Here is a 19,949-nt window from a genome sequence, read left to right as displayed (position 1 = left end):
TGCTTTGTACTCACACTATAATGTTTTTCTCAACAAATTGCAAGCGTTTTATGCTAAAAACATAAATAACTTGTAATCGTTATTATCTTTGTCGTAGAAACATCTTCCTTCTATCCAAGTCCAGTTTGAAATCTCCATATAGCTGTAGTATAGTTTATAAGCGAAGAACGAACGATTGCACGTTAAACGCACATCGGACACCAAAAAATCGAAAATATTACACGGAAGATCACTATTTAACTTACATCAAAGGCGATAATACAAGTGGCAAAAAGCACATTGCTTACGCTCGAGTGTCTAATGTCGGACAAACAGATGACTTGAAAAATCAAGTTGAGTTTTTGAGAAAATATGCAAATGTAAAAGGCATAATTTTAGATGATGTAATCGTGGATATTGGCAGTGGTCTTAATTACAAGTGTAAAACATGGAATCTGTTGTTAGACGAAGTAATGGCGAAGAATGTAGACGCCATTTATGTCACATTTAAAGATAGATAAGTATAATAAAGAGATTGAAGGTGATAAAGATGTTAGTGGCGTACAAAACAGAAATTCTTCCAACAGAAGAACAAAAAAAATCATTAATCGAACCATTGGTGTTGCTCGTTTTGTAAAGAACTTTTATATTTACCACAACCAAGAAGTCTATAAATCAGGTGGGAAATTTGTCTCAGGTATAGATTTTTCAAAGTGGTTGAATAACGACTACATTCCCAACCATCCAGACAAGCTGTGGATCAAAGCTGTTTATGCGAAGTCAACGAAACACGCGATTATGGAGACAGAAAAAGCCTTTAGAAATTTTTTTCAAGGAAAAGCTAATTTTCCTAAATTTAAAAAGAAGAAGCACCAAGATGTATCGATGTATTTCGTGAAGAACGATAAAAAGACAATCATCCGTTGTGAGCGTCATCGGATAAAAGTTCCCTCTTTGAATTGGGTAAAACTGAACGAAAAAGGCTATATTCCTAAACACGATGACAAACATAGCATAAAGAGTGGCACAATCAGCCAACAAGCAAACCGGTACTACCTGTCGGTCATCGTGGAACAGGACTGTACCGCTCAAGTACTGAACGATACTCCTACCGAAGGCGTGGGTATCGACTTAGGATTAAAAGATTTTGCGATTCTTTCCACGGGGAAAACCTATAAAAATATCAATAAATCAGGAAAAATTCGTAAAATCGAAAAACAATTAAAACGACAACAACGCAAGCTGTCGAGGAAATACGAAAGCGAAAAAAAGCGTGTCAACGAAAAACAATCAAAGAGAGGAGAAGCTACTCGCAAAAATATTGAAAAACAAGTCTTGAAAGTACAAAAACTTCATAAACGGTTGACAGATATCCGTAGGGACAGAGTGAATAAAATTGTGTTAGAGCTAGTAAAAACCAAACCAGCTTATATCACAATTGAAGATTTGAATGTCAAGGGGATGATGAAAAACCGGCATCTTTCAAAAGCTGTGAGAGAGCAATCTTTCTATGCTTTTCGTAAAAAATTAGCAGACAAATGTAAAGTCTCTACTATTGAGTTAAGACTGGCCGATCGATTCTATCCTAGCTCGAAATTATGTCATGAATGTGGGCATAAGAAAGTAGCTTTAAAGCTATCAGAGCGTACCTATCGTTGTGAGAACTGTGGGTACGTAGCAGATAGAGATTATAACGCAAGCATGAATTTGAAAGATGTGAAGGAATACAATGTGATTGCATAAGCACGCAACTTTGTATATGTACCGATGGCTTAGTCGGGAATCAACGACTGTGGAGAACGAGACAAACCGTAGTAGTGTCGAAGTGACGAGGCGGCGTTCGGTGAAACAGTAATTCTACCTACGTGAGTGGTAGAGAAATCTCGATATAGGTATTTTTGTCTATATTTTGAGTAGCAGAGGAACGATGAACAAATTCAATGAAATTTTTTTAGACTTAGAAAAGAAAATCTTAGACAAAGAGTATCCTCCTCATACTTTACTACCCAGTGAAAATCAATTGATCAAAATTTATGGTGTTTCACGGGAAACAATTCGTAAAGCACTTAATCTATTGACGACAGAAGGATATATTCAAAAGAAACAAGGAAAAGGATCGATCGTTTTAGACCGAAATCGTTTTGATTTCCCGATTGCTGGACTAACAAGTTATAAGGAACTCCAAGAAAATCAACATATCCCGAGTGAAACGATCGTAAAAACACTTGAAGAAACTGTAGTCGACAACGAATTACACAAAGTAACTGGCTGGGCAGTCAATACACCTGTCTGGCATTTAGTCCGCCAAAGAAAAATCAATGGCGAAGTCGTGATTTTAGATCGGGATTATTTATTAAAAGAAACCGTACCTACTTTAACCAAGGAACAAGCAGCCAATTCGATTTATGAATACTTTGAAAATGAGCTAGATCTCTCCATTGCCTATGCCCAAAAAGAAATCACTGTCGAACCAATCGATGCCAGTATTTCAGAGTCGATGGACCTCCATGACGATCCTTATGTCGTAATTGTCCGTGGCCTCGTTTATTTAGAAAATACTGAATGCTTCGAATACACTGAATCGATCCACCGCCTCGACAAATTCCGGTTCGTGGAATTTGCACGAAGAAGAAGGTTGTGAGAAAGCCGTTCAGCTCCGAGTAGTAAGACGGAACGTGAGAAAATAGCTTCTCATATTTTTTCACGTTTTGACTTACTATTGAAGGAGTTGGCTTTCGAACACCGTTTATCTAGGTTGTGAAAGAAGCGATTAACACTAAGGCAGAAGACAGAAAAATCGAAAATGGCTGTTTCATTTTTGATTTTTTTGGCTTGTGACCGAAGTGTTGCTTCTTGAACACCGTTTATCAAGGTTGTAAGAAAAGCGTCCTGACCTGAACAGTAAGATAGGAAATTGAAAAATAGCTTCTCATATTTTTCAAATTTTTTAGCTTATTGTTGAAGGTCAGCTTTTCGAACACCGTTTATCAAGGTTGTGAAAAAGCCCAGTAGCTCAACGTAATTAGGTAGCAAGTAAAACCTGTTCGTTAAATTTCCGCTAAATTGCTAGGCTATCCTCCCTACTTAAAGCAGATTGTTTGCTTCTATTTCAGATGGCAGTATGATTAGGAGACAAAGGGGGCTGTATCAATGAGTAAACCAACCGACACAAACAAAGAGGACTTAAAAGAAACATTATCTCCGATTTCTTATGCAGTGACACAAGAAAACGCCACAGAACGTCCATTTACTGGAGAATACGACGATTTTTATGAAAAAGGGATCTATGTCGATATTGTCAGTGGCGAACCGCTTTTCAGTTCTGCAGAGAAATATGATGCAGGCTGTGGCTGGCCAGCTTTCAGCCAACCCATCAGCAGAAAAGACGTCAAAGAAAAAGCGGATTTTTCTCACGGGATGCACCGAGTCGAAGTAAGAAGTAATGAAGCCGACTCCCATCTTGGACATGTTTTTAATGATGGACCCGCAGATAAAGGTGGCTTACGCTATTGCATCAACTCTGCTGCCTTGAAGTTTATCCCTTATGAAGAAATGGATGCTGCTGGTTACAGTGAATATAAATCAATTGTCGAATAAGTCGAATGTGATAAAATCACATCGCTCCGAAAAATAAGCCTGAACCTCCGGAAATTGTTCTAATTTCTGGAGGTTCAGGCTTATTTTTGAAGGTGCGCTATAACTTTTATATGATCAAGATCCTTAATACTCGTGCCCATGGAGATTGCCCACTTCTTCAAAACCAGCAGCCTTCCCCTTTTGATGAAAGATTTCTTGCTTGTTTTCTCGGACAATCAAGGTCATCTCTGTACTCGCTTTTTCACGGATGATCCGACTCATTTGACCTTGTTGTGGCGCCATCAACGCATGCCCTTCTTTTGCTAACACTTGCATTTCTAGTTCAATATTTTTTTGCTGTATTCGAATGATCAGATGCTCCTCTTCACGGAAAATCTCCGAAATTTTAGCTCCATCATACGTGGATAAGCGATATTCTTCCCCACCGACTTGCAAAATCGAAATGATTCCTAAAAAACGAAAACCTAAAAACGGGATCTCTGCTGCGGAAAAGAAAAAGCGAGCATCCGAATCGCTAAACTGATTGCATTGGACCCATAAATAGGTTGCGGGAAAGGAACTTCCCCAGTCCTTTTCTAAATATCCGATTCCATTTGTAAAATCAATCAATTGACCGTTCCAACTCAACGTTCCTTCTAACGAATGCTTCATGCTTAAAATTCCGTGATAGCATTCCATAAAAGATAAATAAGAGAAAGGTCCCATGATACTCGGGGCATAGCGACTCCTTTTTAACGGAGTAAACTCTCCATAAGAAATCGTTCCTTCAATCGTCAATGAGGGGCTACGTAAAGCTAGTGTGATTCCTTCCTCACTAAATGTATTCTCACCGATTTTCACAAATAAACGATCTTCGCTTGCCATGAAGACTTCACGATCAAAATGAAAGACTTCCGAAGACTCATGATTGATCACTTGGATAAACGGGCACTTTTCTCCTTGTTCTCCAATGGAGTAACCCAGAATAAATGCGTAGACTTCATCGCCGATTTGATGCTTAAAATACCAACCTTCAAAGAACGGCGCTTTTTTCGTTTCACCATGATAAAACTTATCCGTTGTAATCACTTCGTCCACTCCCTTCAACTAGATTAAGTTTACCATGTTTTTTTATAGCTTCTAGCAGATACGCTTGACTCTAGGTCATGAACTAATGTAACCAGAAAAAACACATGATCCGTTTCTTGCTACTCGGATCATGTGTTTTTGATTTTATTCACCTAGATACAGTTGTCCACGATTTTAGGACAAAAGATCTGGCCATTTTTTCAACGCCTGATTGACTGCGCCAATCGGAAAGCCGACAATACTATAGTAATCGCCAGAAATCGACTCTACGAAAGCCCCTGCGTAACTTTGAATGCCGTACGCCCCAGCTTTATCACGGTGATCGCCAGTTGCTAGATAGCGCTCGATCTCTTCATCGGTCAATTCATAAAAAGTGACTGATGCTTGGGAAAGGATGCACTCTTCTTGCGTCCCATCAGTTATTACGACGGCTGTGTAGACGTCGTGTGTCGTACCACTGAATTTGCGTAACATCCGTTTTGCCTCTTCATCATCCTCCGGTTTACCAAGGATTTCGTTTCCTAGAACTACGGTAGTATCACTAGCAATGACTAACGTTTCTTCATTATTTTGTACAGCAGCTGCTTTTTCTGCTGCCATTCGTTGGACATAAGCAACTGGGTCTTCTTTTAGCTTAGGCGTTTCATCAATATCTGCCGGTTGGATCGAAAATGCTGGCACTAATCTTCCGAGTAATTCTTTTCTTCTAGGCGACTGTGAAGCCAATACTATTTTCATCAAAAACTTCCTTTCCGAATCTCGCGGATCAATGCGGATCTTGGATTCGTTTAAACATTCGTTCCATGTCGGAATTCGTAAAGTGGATCAATACCGGACGACCATGAGGGCAGTTGAATGGATTCTCACATTTTGCTAAGTCTTTTAATAAGACCCTCGCTTGTGCTTCGTTCAAGTAGTGATTCGCTTTGATCGAGCGTTTACAGCTCATCATGATTGCTGTGGCTTCTCTGAATTTCTTCACACTTACTTCACCCGTTGTCAATAACATGTCGATCATCCCTTGAATGATCGATTCTTCTTCCCCACTTGGATACCATGTCGGATGCGCTCGCACGATAAAACTATTCTGACCAAATTCTTCCAGATAAATGCCTGCCTCTTCCAATAGTTCTTTCTTCTCTTTTAGCTTGATTGCATCACTATTAGGATAGTCTAAAACAAAAGGCACGAGTAATTCTTGCAAATCATCTGAAACATCGGCGATTTTTTCACGGAAATATTCATATTTGATCCGCTCTTGCGCAGCATGTTGGTCAATGATGTATAAGCCTTCATTGCTTTGAGCAAATAAATAGGTTCCATGCATTTGGCCAAAATATTCAAGATGTGGGAAGCGTTGTGTTGGTACTTCCTGCTCGACTTTACTGATTGCTTTCTCCAACATTCGGCTATCTTGACTCATGTCAAACTCGGGATGCAACTTAGTTTCTTCTTGCTCAAATCTTGGTTCTTCCTCTATGCTTTTCTCTTCTACTGATGCTGTTCGTTCTTCTTGTACTGAGTAGTTATCAACAGTGGATAAATGATTTTGTTGAAAGTTATCCACTGGTTTTTCTACAAAGTTATCAACACTTTCACCAGAGTTATCCACCGTTTTTTCCTCTTTTTCTGGATAATTCAGTGTATCTTCAGAAAAAACAGAAGAGTTTTCAACATTTTCCACAGACTTATCAACAGGATAGGTTGATTTTTGTGGATTTTCTTCAACGTAAAATGTACCTGTCTGGCGATCGAAATTTAAACTTTGGGGTTTCTTTGGTGGTTCCTCAAACGCATAAGAAAGATCGATTTCGATTTGTTCCGTTTTAGGTTGATCGGCGATTTTTTTCTTGAAACGTAAATTGTCTGCTGCACTAGGAATCAGATTTTCTTGACTTAGTGCTTGTTGAATCGCTTGTGCAATCAATTCAGTCAATTCTTTTTCCTTCGATAGACGAACTTCTTGCTTCGTTGGATGAACATTCACATCGACAAGCAACGGGTCCATTTTGACTTCTAAAACAGCGATTGGAAAACGACCAACCATCAGTTTAGAACCATAACCTGCCACGATTGCTTTGTTCAAGGAAAAGTTCTTGATAAAACGACCATTGATGATCGTTGAAAGATAATTACGACTCGCACGAGTGACTTCTGGTAAAGAAATGTAACCAGAAACTTCAAAATCTAGATCTTTTGCTTCAACCTTCAACATTTTTTTCGCTGTCGCCAAACCATAGATTCCGGCAATCGTTTGTTTCAAATCTCCGTTACCAGCTGTTGCTAACATCTTGTTGCCCTCATGGACTAAGCGGAAAGCGATGTCGGGATGGCTCAATGCTAGTCGATTGACGATATCGCCTATATTTGCCAATTCCGTTTGTAATGTCTTGACGTATTTTAACCGTGCAGGCGTGTTAAAAAACAAATTGCTCACTGTGATTTTCGTACCTTGTCTCAATGGAGCAGGGCGATGTGTCAACACTTCCCCACCTTTTAATTCAAGATAGGTCCCTTGTGTTTCATCTTGATTGGCTGTCTCGATCGTCAATTCAGAGACAGAAGCAATACTAGGAAGAGCTTCCCCTCGGAACCCTAATGTCCGAATGCGGAACAAGTCATCACGGTTATGGATTTTACTCGTCGCGTGACGTTTGAACGCATTTTCAACGTCTTCTGCTAAGATTCCTTCACCGTTATCGATGATTTGGATTTTTCGTAAACCGGCTTCTTCTACGAGAATATCGATTTGAGAGCTATGGGCATCAATGGCATTTTCAACAAGTTCTTTCACCACAGAAGCAGGTCGTTCAACGACTTCTCCTGCGGCGATTTGATTGGCCAAGCGTTCGGATAATTCTTGGATCTTCGCCATCGATCAGCACCTTCTTCCTATAATTGTTTTTGCAGTTCGTACAATTTATTCAACGCATCCATTGGCGTCATTTCTAGTAGGTTCAACTGTTTCAATGCAGCAATGATTTGCGTTTCAGCTTCCGTTGCTTCACCAAATAAAGATAGTTGTTGACTCTCTTCATTGACCTGCTGGCTTGGTTGAGTTGTTTGTGTCATTGGATAGTCGCTTTTTTTCGTGACAGATGCTTCAAGTGCCGAGACATGGTGTGTCGTTTCTCCTGATTCTAAAAAGGCTAAGATCGCAGAGGCACGTGACAATAATTCATCTGGTAGACCCGCAATTTTAGCTACATGGATCCCGTAGCTTTTATCTGCTGGACCGTCCATCATCTTGTGCAAAAATACCACATCGCCATCTTTTTCGACTGCACCAACATGGACATTTTTCAATTGCGGCAATTCCGTATCAAGCACTGTCAACTCATGATAGTGCGTAGAAAACAATGTCTTGGCTTTAACGTGTTGATGGATATACTCAATGATAGCTTGTGCTAATGCCATACCATCGTAAGTGGCTGTTCCTCGACCGAGTTCATCAAATAAAATCAAACTGTTCGGTGTCGCATGGCGCAACGCTTGGTTGGCTTCCATCATTTCTACCATAAAAGTACTTTGTCCTGCAATCAAATCATCACTTGCACCGATTCGAGTAAAGATTCGATCAAAAATCGGCAGCACTGCTTTTTGCGCCGGAACAAAACAGCCCATCTGTGCCATCAATACCGTCAATGCCAACTGTCGCATATACGTACTTTTACCAGACATATTTGGCCCAGTGATCAACAAGATCATTTCTTCTTCCGACATGATCACACTATTTGGAATGTATTCTTGATGTCCTAATACTTTTTCTACCACCGGATGACGTCCTTCTTCGATCACCAATGTTTTTTTGTTCGTTAATTCTGGACGAACATATTGATAACGTTCACTGATCGTTGCAAAACTTTGTAAGACGTCTACAGTACTCAATGATTTTGCTAAGGTTTGCAATGGCTGGATTGCTTTTTTCACTTCTTCTCTAACAGCTAAAAAGAGTTGGTATTCTAGATCTACTGATTTTTCTTCCGCTTCTAGAATCTGTGTTTCTAATTCTTTTAATTCAGGTGTGATAAATCGTTCTGCATTGGCTAAGGTTTGTTTACGTTCATATTTTTCCAGTTCAGCATTCATCAAATTCGCTTTCGTGATTTCAATATAGTAACCAAACACTCGATTAAACCCAACTTTTAAATTTTTGATCCCTGTACTTTGGCGTTCGCGCGCTTCTAATTCTGCTAACCACTGTTTGCCATTTCTCATCGCAGAACGATAGGTATCTAGCTGTTCATTGAAGCCATCTTTGATGACGTTTCCTTCAGTGATTTGTAAAGGTGCATCCTCTTGGATCGCTTGTTCGATCAGTTCCACTAATGAATCCATTGGCTGCATATCTGTTAATAACTCTGACCATTGTCCTTGATCGATGCCTTCAATCAACCCGCGAATCATCGGTACTTGCTGCAATGATGTTTTTAACTGGATCAAATCTCGACCATTGACGTTACCAAATGCGACACGTCCAGCTAAACGTTCTAAATCATAGACTTTCGTCAACGCACTCTGTAAATCAAGACGTTCAAAATAACTATTGATCAGCGATGCCACCATTTCTTGCCGAGCATTGATTTGATGGGATTGGATCAGCGGACGATCAAGCCATTGTTTTAGCAAACGTCCCCCCATTGCTGTTTTGGTTTCATCTAATAACCACAGAAGCGTGCCATGTTTTTTTCCAGTACGGATCGACTGGCTTAATTCTAAATTGAATTTAGAATAATAATCCATCTTCAAGAAATGATCTGGTTGGTATTCGACCGCTTTTTGGATATGTGCCAAACTTCTTTTTTGGGTGACTGCTAAATAAGTAAGTAACTTTCCAGTCGCTTCCTTTTCTAATTCATCCGTCAACTCACTCGTTAGAAAATTGAATTCTGCATTTTCTTCTACACTTTCTTGTTTTGAGAAGACTAAGCCAAGTCTTGTGCTTAGTTGTTCATATAACGTTTCACTGATCTCTGTTCCTAGAATCAATTCTTTTGTTTGTAACGCGGAAGTTTCGTTCAAGACAGCTTCTTCATCAAGTAAGCGGGCTGTTTTTAATTCACCTGTACTCAAATCAGCATAAGCAAACCCAAAAGCGGAACCTTGATTAACTACTGCCGTCAGAAAGTTGTTGTCTTTGGCTGATAATCCTTTACTATCCATCACTGTTCCAGGAGTCACTAATTGCACGACTTCTCGTTTGACCATGCCTTTGGTCGTCTTTGGATCTTCGACTTGTTCACAAATCGCTACTTTGTATCCTTTTTCGATCAAACTGTCGATATATCCTTGTGCAGAATGATGCGGTACCCCACACATCGGAATTGGATCATCCGCATTACGATTTCGACTAGTTAATGTCAGTTCTAAGATTTGTGCTGCTTTGACAGCATCTTCATAAAATAATTCATAAAAATCTCCGAGACGATAGAACAAAAAAGCATCTTGGTATTGTGCCTTGATGCTTAGATATTGTTCCATCATTGGAGTGTTCTTAGTTTTTTGAGGCATTATGCTCCTCCTCTATATACTCATTGATTTCATTTTGGATCATTTGAGTCAAGTGTTGCAATAACTCATTTGCTTCCATCAATTGACGGCGGTAAGCGATCACTAAAGGATATTCGTCGATAGATTGCGTCAAGACTTCGATCCGTTTGATCGCTTCTTTTTCTGCTTCTTTTTGTCCATAATGCGCATATTGTACGGCATCTTTTTGCGCTTGCTTCAATGCTTCTGTTTGTTGATTCAAGTAACGACTATGTTTCACTTTATGTTCCAATTCCTGATAACGTGTGATCGTTTCATTCTTCTTTAAAAGAGTCGCCAATTGGTCGACTTCTAATTGGATCGTCGTTTTGTCCTGCACATTCCCTCTCGCTTTCTATTCTCTGTAAGGGCGGTCATCGTTGATTTGGATCAATTGGATATCTTTTGCCTGTCCCGTCTGGTCGTCGATGTCCAAGATACAACCACTTAAAAGCCCTCGACCTTGTTCCACCACTTCAAAACGCTTTGGTAAAGCCGTTAAAAATTTTTCAATCACTGGTTCACGGCGCATCCCTAAAATTCCATCATATGGACCCGTCATACCGACATCCGTCAAATACGCCGTTCCTTGTGGCAAGATTCGCGCATCGTTCGTTTGAACGTGCGTGTGTGTACCGACTACAGCAGATACTTTTCCATCTAAAAACCAGCCCATTGCTTGTTTTTCACTCGTCGTTTCTCCATGAAAATCAACAAAAATGATCGGTGTTCTTTTCCGAGCTTCTTCGACTAACTCGGTCATTTTACGAAATGGATCATCTAAATCAACCATAAACGAACGAGCTTGCATATTGATGACCGCCAGTTCCAATTGATTGACTTTGACAAAAACGATTCCTTGCCCAGGCGTTCCTTCTGGAAAATTTGCTGGACGAACCATTTTTTTCGCATCATCGATAAATTCAAAAATATCACGATTGTCCCACGTATGATTCCCCATCGTCACGACATCTACGCCATCTTGCAGAAACTTTTTATAGATTTTCTCTGTGATCCCACGACCTGAAGCCGCATTCTCACCATTCACGATCGTCATTTGTGGACGATATTTTTTCTTCAAGCGAGGGAGATATTCTGTGATCATTTCTCTACCCATCGCACCTACTACATCACCAATAAACAATACCCGCACACGATTTCCTCTTCTCTTCTAACGTATCTTATATTATAAGTGTTTTAGTAAAGAAAGGAAAGAGGTTGTAAAAGAAGCTCTTTTCTAGAATATCAAGAAAGGGTATTTTGAACTAACTAGCATCAGCTTTTTATAACTTTATTTTCTAACTATGTAAATTGATCAAAATTTATTTTTTAATTCTTTTTACTAAGTAAACAATAGACAGGGCTAAACCTATGAAGAACATGAACCAAAACAGCAATTTCAAAACCAAAACGACGTGTACGATGATGTCTCCCATGATATCACCTCCTATTTTAAAGAAGTCGGATAGTACCTATATGATAATATGATGGCCTATCGTTTATGTATCATACAAAAACCATAAGAAGAGAGGGCATTCCATCAGAAAAATCCTGTTGCATGCCCTCTTTTTAACTAAAATTATTGTTGTATGATGTTTATGACCTAAATCAAAGCTAACTCTTTCAATGCCTTCCAAATACCATCTTGATCATTCGTATCTGTCACCATTTTTGCTTCCGCTTGGACTTCTGGTACGGCATTCCCCATTGCCACCCCAATGCCAGACATACGAAGCATTTCGCGATCATTTTGTCCGTCACCAAAACTGATGACGTCTTCTGGCGCAATCCCTACTCGATTGGCTAGGTTCATGATCGTTACCGCTTTGGAACCATCGTGTGGCACCACATCGACACTATTTTCGTGCCAGCGAACAAAACGGATACGATCGTAAGCGCTGAATTGTTGGTCATAAGAGTGATCAAAGAAAGCTAACGCTTGATACACATCCTGTTTTTCAACAAAGTATTCGTCCAATTCTGGTAAGTGTGCACCAAATGAATGCATCGCATCTTCCATCATATCGATACGATTAGATGAAAAGCGTTTGATTGAATCTAAACTAACAAATGCGGTATCAATAGCCTTTTCTTGTGCTTCTTGAATAAATTGGTGTAATTGTTCTTGATCCAGCAAATTTTTATAGACTTGTTCATGATCCAAAAATCCGGCTGCACCGTTACATAGAATATAATTGCTAAATGCTAGATCACGGATAACTTCTTGTGCGTGAAAGCGACTACGCCCTGTAGCAATCGTCACTAAATGTCCATCTTTACGTAGTTTTTCCAAGGCTTCCCTTGTACTATCCAACGCCTGTTTGTTGGAGTCTAACAACGTGCCGTCGATATCAAAAGCAATTAATTTGCGTGTCATTCTATCTCGCCTCTCTATAAATACTTACTTGCTTCTCTCGTTGCAAGCTTGCTTAATTCTTTTGTCAATTGTTCTTTTACCCAAAGTGGATTTGTTTTGCTATAGTCCCGCAACGACCAACCAATAGCCTTTTGAATAAAAAATTCCTTTGTTGAACGATCTGCATCAATCGCTCGTTCGAGTAGAGCGACATCTGTCTGTTCTTTAAACCCTAGTTGCAAGGTGATCGCAATTCGTCTTAACCAAAAGTCTTCTTGACCTTCAAATAATTTGAAAACCGCCTCAACTTCTTGGTGAAGTTTTCCCCACGTGCTGTAGACTTTTTGCCAAGAATCGATACTGTCCCACCATTCCTTCTGTAAGACAAGCTCAAGTAACCATACTAAGTTATCAAAAGAAAGACGTTTGACGTTCTTTTGGACTAAATCGATCGCTAAATACTGATACTCACGTTCTTCCTGCATATAATAATCTTTTACTAATAAAAGTAAGTCTGAAATAGGTATCTTCTGGCTTTCTTTTAAAAGAGCCTTTTGTAGTAACGCTCTTTCTGGCTTAGGAACTCCTGCAAATCGGAAATGATGCTTCATGTAAGCTTCCATCTGCTGAGCTTTTTCTTTATTATTCGGGAAAACAATTGTCTCCAAGGGATGGCCTCCTTCGATTTTTAAAGGAACGAACTAGTCAACATAGGATGATTTTGATTGATTCAACCATGCATAACCTAAACCAATGACTAAACCACCACCAACGTAATTCCCAATCAACGCAAAGGATAGATTGTGGATCACATTACCAACAGTCATCGCATCCATCTGCCCACCTGAAACAAAATAAGCTAATGTAAATGCCGGGAAGTTGGCAATAACGTGTTCATAGCCTAAAAAAGCAAAAATGAAAATAATGAAAACAATCGCTAAGACTTTCCCTGCATCATCTTTCATTCGCATACTAATCAATACCGCTGTATTTACTACAATGTTGGCAAACATTGCCTCCACCAAAATAGTTGTTGTCGGTTTCGTCAATTTGACTGCAATCGACTCTAACATATAATTATCCATGGGCAGATCTTGGAATGGTGTTGTCAAGGAAATTAAAAAGCCAAATAATACCCCACCAATCAAGTTAAATAAAATACAAGTAAACAGAATTTTTGCAGCTAGACCTAATTTTAACCGCTTACGTTGGACCCCGACCGACATATAAAGCATATTTGAGGTACCAAGTTCAGCATTCATGTATAAAATCATGACTAACGACCAACTAAACATAAACGCATAAAGTATCTTTCCAAATCCATGAGCAATATGCTCACCTTTGATCGCAATCGAAAAAGCAACAGCAGTTCCAAGTGTCAAGAACAAACTGGCTAATAAAGCACGCACGGCATACCGGGCGTAACTATTTCCGATCAAATCAACTTTCTTTTCGATTGATGCCTCAATCTTTTCAAACAACGGTGATACTGGGTTCATCTCTTTTCTCCTTTAAGATTTGTTCAATTATTTTCATGCTTTTGGCATATACCCTCTTATTCTATAGACAGAACTGGGGTTTGTAAAGCTTTTTTGCTACTTATTCTCTTGACATTGATAGGTCATATCGCTTATACTGTAATTCGTGTAAAATAATGCAGCAGAAAAATAATAACTCGTCCCTAGTTTGTTGCCCCGCTTCGGGTTCAATTGTGTAACCGCGGCTGCAAAGGTGAAGATTGAAGAACAAACTATACGATTATGAATTTTTTAACGGATTATTTTACTCCAAAAAATATAGTTATCTATTGGAGGAAATTTTAATGTCTCGTTATACAGGACCATCATGGAAAATTTCTCGTCGCCTAGGTATTTCACTATCTGGCACAGGAAAAGAATTAGCACGTCGCCCTTACGCTCCTGGTCAACATGGACCAAACAGCCGTGGCAAACAATCAGAATACGGTATGCAATTAACTGAAAAACAAAAATTACGTCATATGTACGGTATGAACGAACGTCAATTCCGTAACTTGTTCGTTAAAGCAAGCAAAATCAAAGAAGGTAAACACGGGGTTAACTTCATGATCTTACTAGAACAACGTTTAGACAATGTTGTTTATCGTTTAGGTCTTGCAACTACTCGTCGTCAAGCACGTCAATTAGTTAACCATGGTCATATCATGGTTGATGGCAAACGTGTTGATATCCCTTCATACCACGTTGCAGTTGGTCAAGTGATTTCAGTTCGTGAAAAATCACAAAACATCTCAACTGTAAAAGAAGCAGTTGAAGCAACTGTTGGACGTCCAGCATTCGTAAGCTTTGACGCTGAAAAATTAGAAGGTTCATTGACTCGTTTACCAGAACGTGACGAATTGTACCCAGAAATCGACGAAGCACTTGTCGTTGAATACTACAACCAAAGCCTATAATTCAAAAAACTTTGGTACAAAAAAACCGGCTATCTTTTGGATAGCTGGTTTTTTTTTAGGTTGCGAAAGAAGCGCTCAACACTAAGGCATAAGCCAGAAAAATCGAAAATGGCTGTTTCATTTTTGATTTTTCTGGCTTATGTCCGAAGTGTTGCTTTTTGAACACCGTTTATCAAGGTTGCAAAAAATCCGATTAGCTCCAAGTAATAAGAAATAATGTCCCCGTGTCTTTTCTTCGCTCGGACACACATAAAAAGATAGACCTCAAAACAACGTACGTATTTCGTTGAGTCGAGTGCTATCTTTTTATGTTGGCTTTAGCAGGTTCAGGTGCATCCATGACTCGAACAATAGCAAGAGAAATCAATTTGTATTCGCTACTTGGGTGATAAAAAAGCGAAGTTTTTGATGTTCTCAATTGTTCTCTGAAGATACAGCTTTTAACTGCCACTTCCCACTTGATTTAGACGAGGAAAAGAACATGTCCTCTACAGTGTGATGCTTCAAATTTCATAAACTGTCTCGCATCATTGTTTTTCCAATGAAATGTCTCCTTTAAGCAAGCAACTGCTTAATTTCTTCCTTTATCAATGGTGGATAGACATGTTAACTTATCACTTTCACAGTTGCTGATTATTGGCACATTCATTCGTCAGACAGCTTTTTGTTACCCATGGCAAATCGATGAATGTTCACTGGCCGTTTCAACCAACAAACCAGTTCATTGACTAGGTTGAGCACCTATCTGTAGAAAGATCATGAATGATCATCCTCATTTTTCTATGTGCCAAAATATAGTTAATTATGTTATATAAAAATTATATCACGTATCAAAACACTTGCTATTCATACTTTTTCTCACATTTGGAAATATTTTTGTACTCTTACTTCTTATGTGCTTTTTCAAAATATATCATAAAGAGACTTTACATTTATTTTCTCTTCCTCTATAATTTCGTTAACTACAAAAATAAATAAGGTTAACGAAAGGAGAATGGATGACAAAATCATTAAAAGAACTTATACTCGTTGCCGAATTTGCTGCAATCATTGCAGTTCTCTCACAATTTGTTATTCCATTAGGATTGATTCCACTTACTGGTCAGACTTTTGCGATTGGCTTGACCGCCACGTTTCTTGGGAAACGTGCTGGTACTCTCGCAGTTTGTATGTACCTCTTATTAGGCTTGATCGGACTTCCCGTCTTTACTGGCATGACTGGGGGAATGGGCATCTTATTCGGACCATCTGGTGGCTACCTTTTTGGTTTTATTCTTCAGTCTTTCGTAATTGGTTGGTGGATTGAGAAGACTAATTCTCGCTTTTTCCATGCTTGGTGTGCCAATCTATTTGGCTCTCTTCTTGCTTTATCTGTAGGAACTCTTTGGTTATCGTTTAGTAGTCATTTGTCTATTCAAACTGCTCTATTGAGTGGGTTCTTCCCCTTCTTGTTACCAGAGTTGCTCAAAAGTACGGGAGCAGCTTATGTTGGCACTACTTTAAGAAAAAGATTACGATTCAACATTCAAAAATTAGTTTAAAAAATTAATAGGATAAAAAAAGAAAAACTTTAAAAATAAGCGATATCCGCTAAATAGAGCAACTATTTTTTGGCGGATATCGCTTATTCTCATAGCCAGACACTTCTATAATCATCCAGTTATACCATTTCATTTTTCACTATCAGCTTATTATTCGTCGTATAGATGAAGGACAGAAAGAAAACAAAGGCTTGCAGTGGGAAGATCACCATTCGCTCCGTCAACCCTAAAATATTCCATCCTTGTGCCATTCCAATTGGATTCAATGCGCCAAAAAAAGTGATCAATATGGCGGTAGCAATACATATTTTTCCTAACGTACGTAGTTTTTCTTGTTTAAGATAACCAAATCCAATAAGGAATAAAGACGATATAGTAGTAAATACGACAATGATCGTCACAACAATATGCATCGTATTTTGGGAATTCATATCCGCCTTATCGCCTGTCAATGGAAATAGTTTATAGCCTACCACTGTAGTGCTTGCCATCACAAGAAAAATCAGATAACCGATCCGAGTCATCCCATGATACTTTTCAAAGGCGTTCACGACCATTCCAATGACAAACAGTAAAAAGCCTATACCATAGATAAGCAGGATCATATTCAATAAATTCGCATTTGGCGCACCAACGGCGGTTAAAGAACTGATGTCTGTCGTGATTGGATCATATGATTCCCAAAGGTATTGCCCAAGAAACACATGTACAAAATAAGCAACTACACTAACCATTCCAAGAGGCATCAACCAATCGATCACTTTCATACGTTTCCCCCACTTATTCTCCTTTCAGCTATTTAAGCAACCATCCACCATCGATTGGAACGATTGCTCCATGGATATAACTCGCTTGAGGCGTCGCAAGAAATAACGTCAATTCTGCCACTTCTTCCGGCTGTGCCCAACGCTTAACAGGCGTTTCTTCTGCGACCCATTTGGCCATCTCTCCGTCACCTGCAAAATCAGCTGCATTCATCGGTGTTTGGATGGCGCCTGGTGCGATGGCTTTTACACGGATCCCTTGCGCAGCATAATCAAGGGCTAATTGCTTTGTGAACCCAATAATGGCATGTTTGGCACTCGTATACGCGATCCCACCACCGCCAGCCACCATACCTGCAATGGAGGCCATATTGATGATCGTTCCCGTTTGCTGTTCGAGCATATCAGGCAACACTTGTTTTGTTAATCGAAAGAGACTTCTTACGTTGACCTCATAGATCCGATCCCAAAGTGTTTCGTCTGTGTCTAATAAAGGCTTGTAGCCATCAAGAATCCCTGCGGTATTCAATAAGATTGAAATATCGCCGACTTTTTCATGACACGTAGTGACCGCTTGTTCAATCACTTCTTTTTGTGAAATATCACCGAGAAATGAGATAAAATGCGTAGGATATTTTATGGCTAGTTCTTCCATCTTACCTAATTTCAAATCCACACCAAATACTTTCGCTCCTTGATTTAAAAAAGCTTCTGCTTGTGCAGCACCGATTCCTTGAGCGGCACCTGTCACAAAGACGACTTGACTCGCTAAGTCCGGATAATGATTCGTCATTCAACGATCATCCAATCTTCTGCTAGAATATCGCAAACGGTTGGCGCAAAGCTAGAAAATCCTTCGTCGCTCGTTTTGATCAGAAAATAAGGCGTTACTGGACAACCATCAAATTCATCATCGGATACTAGAACAACATATAATTCAAATCCACTCCAACCTTTTCTAATAACCTTTGCACCTGTTTTTAACTGTGGCAATACTTCTTCAAATGTCATGATTTTTTCTCTCTTTCTTTATTTGGATTTCTTTGATTTTATCAAATAAACGGATATAATCCGAGAGTTCAAGTTCATCTGTGACGATGAAATAGTCTAGATCCGCCCAAGGTTTGCGATGGATCTTGCTTGTGGATAGTAATAGATCGACCTCTCTTCCTCGATAATCCGCTGGTAAAAAGTACAACTGATACTCCTCTCTGAAAAAGTGCCTTAGGTTTTCTTTTAGTAATTCTTCTTCAAAAAGAGGAAAGTCCGTCATCAGTAAAATAGTGACTTTTGGTAATTGTCGATCAAAAACACGCATCGTTTTTAACACGGTTAGATACCTTCGCATCAAGAAAGTCGCATTCTCATAGACCCACTCGTCTGCACGTTGTGTTGCACGATTGAAAAAATTCAGCAACCATTGTTTCAATGACTCATTTTCACTAACGAAGTGTCTAGAAAAATTGCTACCTTCCCCATCAACCATTTCCTTCGCATGAGGAAACAAGTACGCGAACAGATGACTACTTAGCAAATAGTTCTCTGCTTCTTTGGTGAATGATTCCTCGGTCAACTGCTTTTCTTCGCAGTATGCTACTAACGCATTCTTCATTTCTAATAGAGCTATAAAAGGAGCGGTTTGTTGTTTTCGGTGAAAAGCAAAAATCTGCTTACGGATTCCTGACGATTGATAGTATTCTTCTCTGGTCATCAGCACTAGAAATAGTGCACCTAATTCTTCTTTCCCTTGGAAATAGTTTGGAAAAAAAGGCGCCATCCACTGACTGAATGCTTCAAAGAGTGGATTTTTTTCAATCAACTGTCGTTTTTTATTATTTAAAACCACAAAATGTTTTTGTGATTTACGTAAGAAAAATGCACCTAACATATACTCTAATCGCCGTTTCTTGATCTCATTCAACCGAACATCAAAAAACTGTAAAATCTGGTCAGCAATTTGTTTGACGTCCTGTTGTGGAATAGTTTCGAAGGGCCAAACTTTACCACGAAATAACTGCCAAAAAGTCATATGTAGGTATAATCGAATGATTTCTTCTTCCCCACACGCAATATAGCTTCCTCTTTTGAGTTGGATACCATACCTCGAAAATTGTTCTTTCCAATCATTGATTTTCCGATGAGCAGTTGACTCACTAATATAATGCTTTTGTGAGAATTGATAGAGCGTATGAAATTCTTCAAAAAAAATGTCGTGCAATAGCTGGTATTTAAGCGTACTTTGCACGAGGTAAATCAAAAAGCGTTCACGTTCAATAGGATCCAGAGAATCATAGAAATGATAACCCGATCGATGATTCTTCGTAAATAAAGATTGCTCTTTTCCACTGAATAATTGATAATTTTTGATCAATTCAACTAAATATCTGGTTACACTTCGTGCGTCTAGTTGAACCTTTTGTGCAAGTTGTGCCGCTGTGTGCCCTACCTGATCCTCAAAGCTTTCGAGTAAGAGCACCTTGTAATATAAGTCTTTGTCAAAACGTTTTAAGTACTCAGAAGACAAATACAACGACTTCACCCCTTATCGACTATTTTCCTCATTGTAGCATATAATCCTTATTGAAACACCAAAACAGACAAGCTAAGGAGGCATTCAATTACAGTAATCCCCTTCTTTTTGTAGACGATTCACTCATCGTGCATAGTGCGATTATTCGTTC

The 19,949-nt window shown here is 39.2% G+C and carries 18 protein-coding genes and 1 pseudogene; 6 read left to right on the top strand and 13 right to left on the bottom strand.

All coding sequences use genetic code 11. The features are described from left to right. Positions 1 to 185: 185 nt before the first annotated feature. The 4 genes and pseudogenes from IGJ99_RS00840 to msrB all read left to right on the top strand — a co-directional run. Positions 186 to 497 (top strand): annotated as a pseudogene (locus IGJ99_RS00840) (recombinase family protein); the annotation flags it as partial. Then, the gene (locus IGJ99_RS00835; RefSeq protein WP_023518930.1) at positions 478 to 1,722 is read left to right on the top strand and encodes an RNA-guided endonuclease InsQ/TnpB family protein; all 1,245 of its coding nucleotides are present in this window, start codon (positions 478 to 480) and stop codon (positions 1,720 to 1,722) included. The pseudogene IGJ99_RS00840 and the gene IGJ99_RS00835, both read left to right, overlap by 20 nt. Before the next feature lie 184 nt (positions 1,723 to 1,906). After that, the gene (gene treR, locus IGJ99_RS00830; RefSeq protein ID WP_010734394.1) at positions 1,907 to 2,620 is read left to right on the top strand and encodes a trehalose operon repressor; all 714 of its coding nucleotides are present in this window, start codon (positions 1,907 to 1,909) and stop codon (positions 2,618 to 2,620) included. 509 nt (positions 2,621 to 3,129) lie between these two features. Next, positions 3,130 to 3,576 carry a peptide-methionine (R)-S-oxide reductase MsrB gene (gene msrB, locus IGJ99_RS00825; protein WP_010734395.1) on the top strand — a complete coding sequence of 149 codons (447 nt, stop codon included), beginning with the start codon at positions 3,130 to 3,132 and terminating at the stop codon, positions 3,574 to 3,576. Between the two features lie 123 nt (positions 3,577 to 3,699). Here msrB and IGJ99_RS00820 read toward each other — a convergent pair whose 3' ends face one another. The 9 genes from IGJ99_RS00820 to IGJ99_RS00780 form a co-directional block, all read right to left on the bottom strand. Beyond that, on the bottom strand, positions 3,700 to 4,644 hold the full coding sequence (locus IGJ99_RS00820; protein WP_438770445.1) for a tocopherol cyclase family protein: 945 nt from the start codon (positions 4,642 to 4,644) through the stop codon (positions 3,700 to 3,702). A gap of 174 nt (positions 4,645 to 4,818) precedes the next feature. After that, positions 4,819 to 5,382 (bottom strand): Maf family protein, encoded by a 564-nt coding sequence (locus tag IGJ99_RS00815; protein ID WP_169058188.1) that lies wholly within the window; start codon positions 5,380 to 5,382, stop codon positions 4,819 to 4,821. Positions 5,383 to 5,410: 28 nt separating this feature from the next. Next, positions 5,411 to 7,519 (bottom strand): DNA mismatch repair endonuclease MutL, encoded by a 2,109-nt coding sequence (gene mutL, locus IGJ99_RS00810; protein WP_224434408.1) that lies wholly within the window; start codon positions 7,517 to 7,519, stop codon positions 5,411 to 5,413. Between the two features lie 17 nt (positions 7,520 to 7,536). Beyond that, positions 7,537 to 10,125, bottom strand: a complete 2,589-nt coding sequence (gene mutS, locus IGJ99_RS00805; RefSeq protein ID WP_421757542.1) for a DNA mismatch repair protein MutS — start codon at positions 10,123 to 10,125, stop codon at positions 7,537 to 7,539. A 13-nt stretch (positions 10,126 to 10,138) separates the two neighbouring features. Continuing rightward, positions 10,139 to 10,513: a YlbF family regulator gene (locus tag IGJ99_RS00800; RefSeq protein ID WP_065095881.1), complete on the bottom strand. Its 375-nt coding sequence runs from the start codon at positions 10,511 to 10,513 to the stop codon at positions 10,139 to 10,141. A gap of 15 nt (positions 10,514 to 10,528) precedes the next feature. After that, positions 10,529 to 11,326, bottom strand: a complete 798-nt coding sequence (locus tag IGJ99_RS00795; protein ID WP_023518925.1) for a TIGR00282 family metallophosphoesterase — start codon at positions 11,324 to 11,326, stop codon at positions 10,529 to 10,531. A gap of 450 nt (positions 11,327 to 11,776) precedes the next feature. Further along, positions 11,777 to 12,550, bottom strand: a complete 774-nt coding sequence (locus IGJ99_RS00790) for an HAD family hydrolase (RefSeq protein ID WP_034689358.1) — start codon at positions 12,548 to 12,550, stop codon at positions 11,777 to 11,779. A gap of 14 nt (positions 12,551 to 12,564) precedes the next feature. Beyond that, positions 12,565 to 13,197, bottom strand: coding sequence for a DNA alkylation repair protein (locus tag IGJ99_RS00785; protein WP_409173701.1), 633 nt, complete (start codon positions 13,195 to 13,197; stop codon positions 12,565 to 12,567). A gap of 33 nt (positions 13,198 to 13,230) precedes the next feature. Further along, positions 13,231 to 14,028, bottom strand: coding sequence for a formate/nitrite transporter family protein (locus tag IGJ99_RS00780; protein WP_010734405.1), 798 nt, complete (start codon positions 14,026 to 14,028; stop codon positions 13,231 to 13,233). Between the two features lie 323 nt (positions 14,029 to 14,351). Between IGJ99_RS00780 and rpsD the strand changes: the two genes are divergently transcribed. Then, a complete protein-coding gene (gene rpsD / locus IGJ99_RS00775; RefSeq protein ID WP_010734406.1) occupies positions 14,352 to 14,963 on the top strand; it encodes a 30S ribosomal protein S4 in 612 nt (203 codons plus the stop codon). Positions 14,964 to 15,961: 998 nt separating this feature from the next. After that, complete coding sequence (locus IGJ99_RS00770; protein ID WP_438747494.1) at positions 15,962 to 16,504, top strand: biotin transporter BioY; 543 nt, start codon at positions 15,962 to 15,964, stop codon at positions 16,502 to 16,504. A 119-nt stretch (positions 16,505 to 16,623) separates the two neighbouring features. Here IGJ99_RS00770 and IGJ99_RS00765 read toward each other — a convergent pair whose 3' ends face one another. The 4 genes from IGJ99_RS00765 to IGJ99_RS00750 are packed head-to-tail and all read right to left on the bottom strand — an operon-like array spanning position 16,624 to position 19,798. Continuing rightward, positions 16,624 to 17,271 carry a DUF998 domain-containing protein gene (locus IGJ99_RS00765; RefSeq protein WP_096081307.1) on the bottom strand — a complete coding sequence of 216 codons (648 nt, stop codon included), beginning with the start codon at positions 17,269 to 17,271 and terminating at the stop codon, positions 16,624 to 16,626. A 28-nt stretch (positions 17,272 to 17,299) separates the two neighbouring features. After that, entirely contained in the window at positions 17,300 to 18,061 is a 762-nt protein-coding gene (locus IGJ99_RS00760; protein WP_153829974.1) for a 3-oxoacyl-ACP reductase, read from the bottom strand. Continuing rightward, the gene (locus tag IGJ99_RS00755; protein ID WP_010734410.1) at positions 18,058 to 18,279 is read right to left on the bottom strand and encodes a DUF2829 domain-containing protein; all 222 of its coding nucleotides are present in this window, start codon (positions 18,277 to 18,279) and stop codon (positions 18,058 to 18,060) included. Before IGJ99_RS00755 ends, IGJ99_RS00760 begins: the two co-directional genes overlap by 4 nt. Next, the gene (locus IGJ99_RS00750; RefSeq protein WP_244063318.1) at positions 18,269 to 19,798 is read right to left on the bottom strand and encodes a helix-turn-helix domain-containing protein; all 1,530 of its coding nucleotides are present in this window, start codon (positions 19,796 to 19,798) and stop codon (positions 18,269 to 18,271) included. Before IGJ99_RS00750 ends, IGJ99_RS00755 begins: the two co-directional genes overlap by 11 nt. Positions 19,799 to 19,949: the final 151 nt, after the last annotated feature.

The sequence above is a fragment of the Enterococcus sp. AZ095b genome (assembly GCF_051714725.1).
Taxonomy (GTDB): Bacteria; Bacillota; Bacilli; order Lactobacillales; family Enterococcaceae; genus Enterococcus_B; species Enterococcus_B pernyi.
This window is presented reverse-complemented; position numbering and strand designations above follow the sequence as displayed.

Bases quoted from the DNA above. Each gene is read 5' to 3' on its own strand.
- IGJ99_RS00790 (WP_034689358.1), bottom strand. From the start codon at position 12,550: ATGACACGCAAATTAATTGCTTTTGATATCGACGGCACGTTGTTAGAC.
- msrB (WP_010734395.1), top strand. From the start codon at position 3,130: ATGAGTAAACCAACCGACACAAACAAAGAGGACTTAAAAGAAACATTA.
- IGJ99_RS00765 (WP_096081307.1), bottom strand. From the start codon at position 17,271: ATGAAAGTGATCGATTGGTTGATGCCTCTTGGAATGGTTAGTGTAGTT.
- mutL (WP_224434408.1), bottom strand. From the start codon at position 7,519: ATGGCGAAGATCCAAGAATTATCCGAACGCTTGGCCAATCAAATCGCC.
- IGJ99_RS00755 (WP_010734410.1), bottom strand. From the start codon at position 18,279: ATGACATTTGAAGAAGTATTGCCACAGTTAAAAACAGGTGCAAAGGTT.
- rpsD (WP_010734406.1), top strand. From the start codon at position 14,352: ATGTCTCGTTATACAGGACCATCATGGAAAATTTCTCGTCGCCTAGGT.
- IGJ99_RS00770 (WP_438747494.1), top strand. From the start codon at position 15,962: ATGACAAAATCATTAAAAGAACTTATACTCGTTGCCGAATTTGCTGCA.
- IGJ99_RS00815 (WP_169058188.1), bottom strand. From the start codon at position 5,382: ATGAAAATAGTATTGGCTTCACAGTCGCCTAGAAGAAAAGAATTACTC.
- mutS (WP_421757542.1), bottom strand. From the start codon at position 10,125: ATGGAACAATATCTAAGCATCAAGGCACAATACCAAGATGCTTTTTTG.
- IGJ99_RS00835 (WP_023518930.1), top strand. From the start codon at position 478: ATGTCACATTTAAAGATAGATAAGTATAATAAAGAGATTGAAGGTGAT.
- IGJ99_RS00760 (WP_153829974.1), bottom strand. From the start codon at position 18,061: ATGACGAATCATTATCCGGACTTAGCGAGTCAAGTCGTCTTTGTGACA.
- IGJ99_RS00780 (WP_010734405.1), bottom strand. From the start codon at position 14,028: ATGAACCCAGTATCACCGTTGTTTGAAAAGATTGAGGCATCAATCGAA.
- treR (WP_010734394.1), top strand. From the start codon at position 1,907: ATGAACAAATTCAATGAAATTTTTTTAGACTTAGAAAAGAAAATCTTA.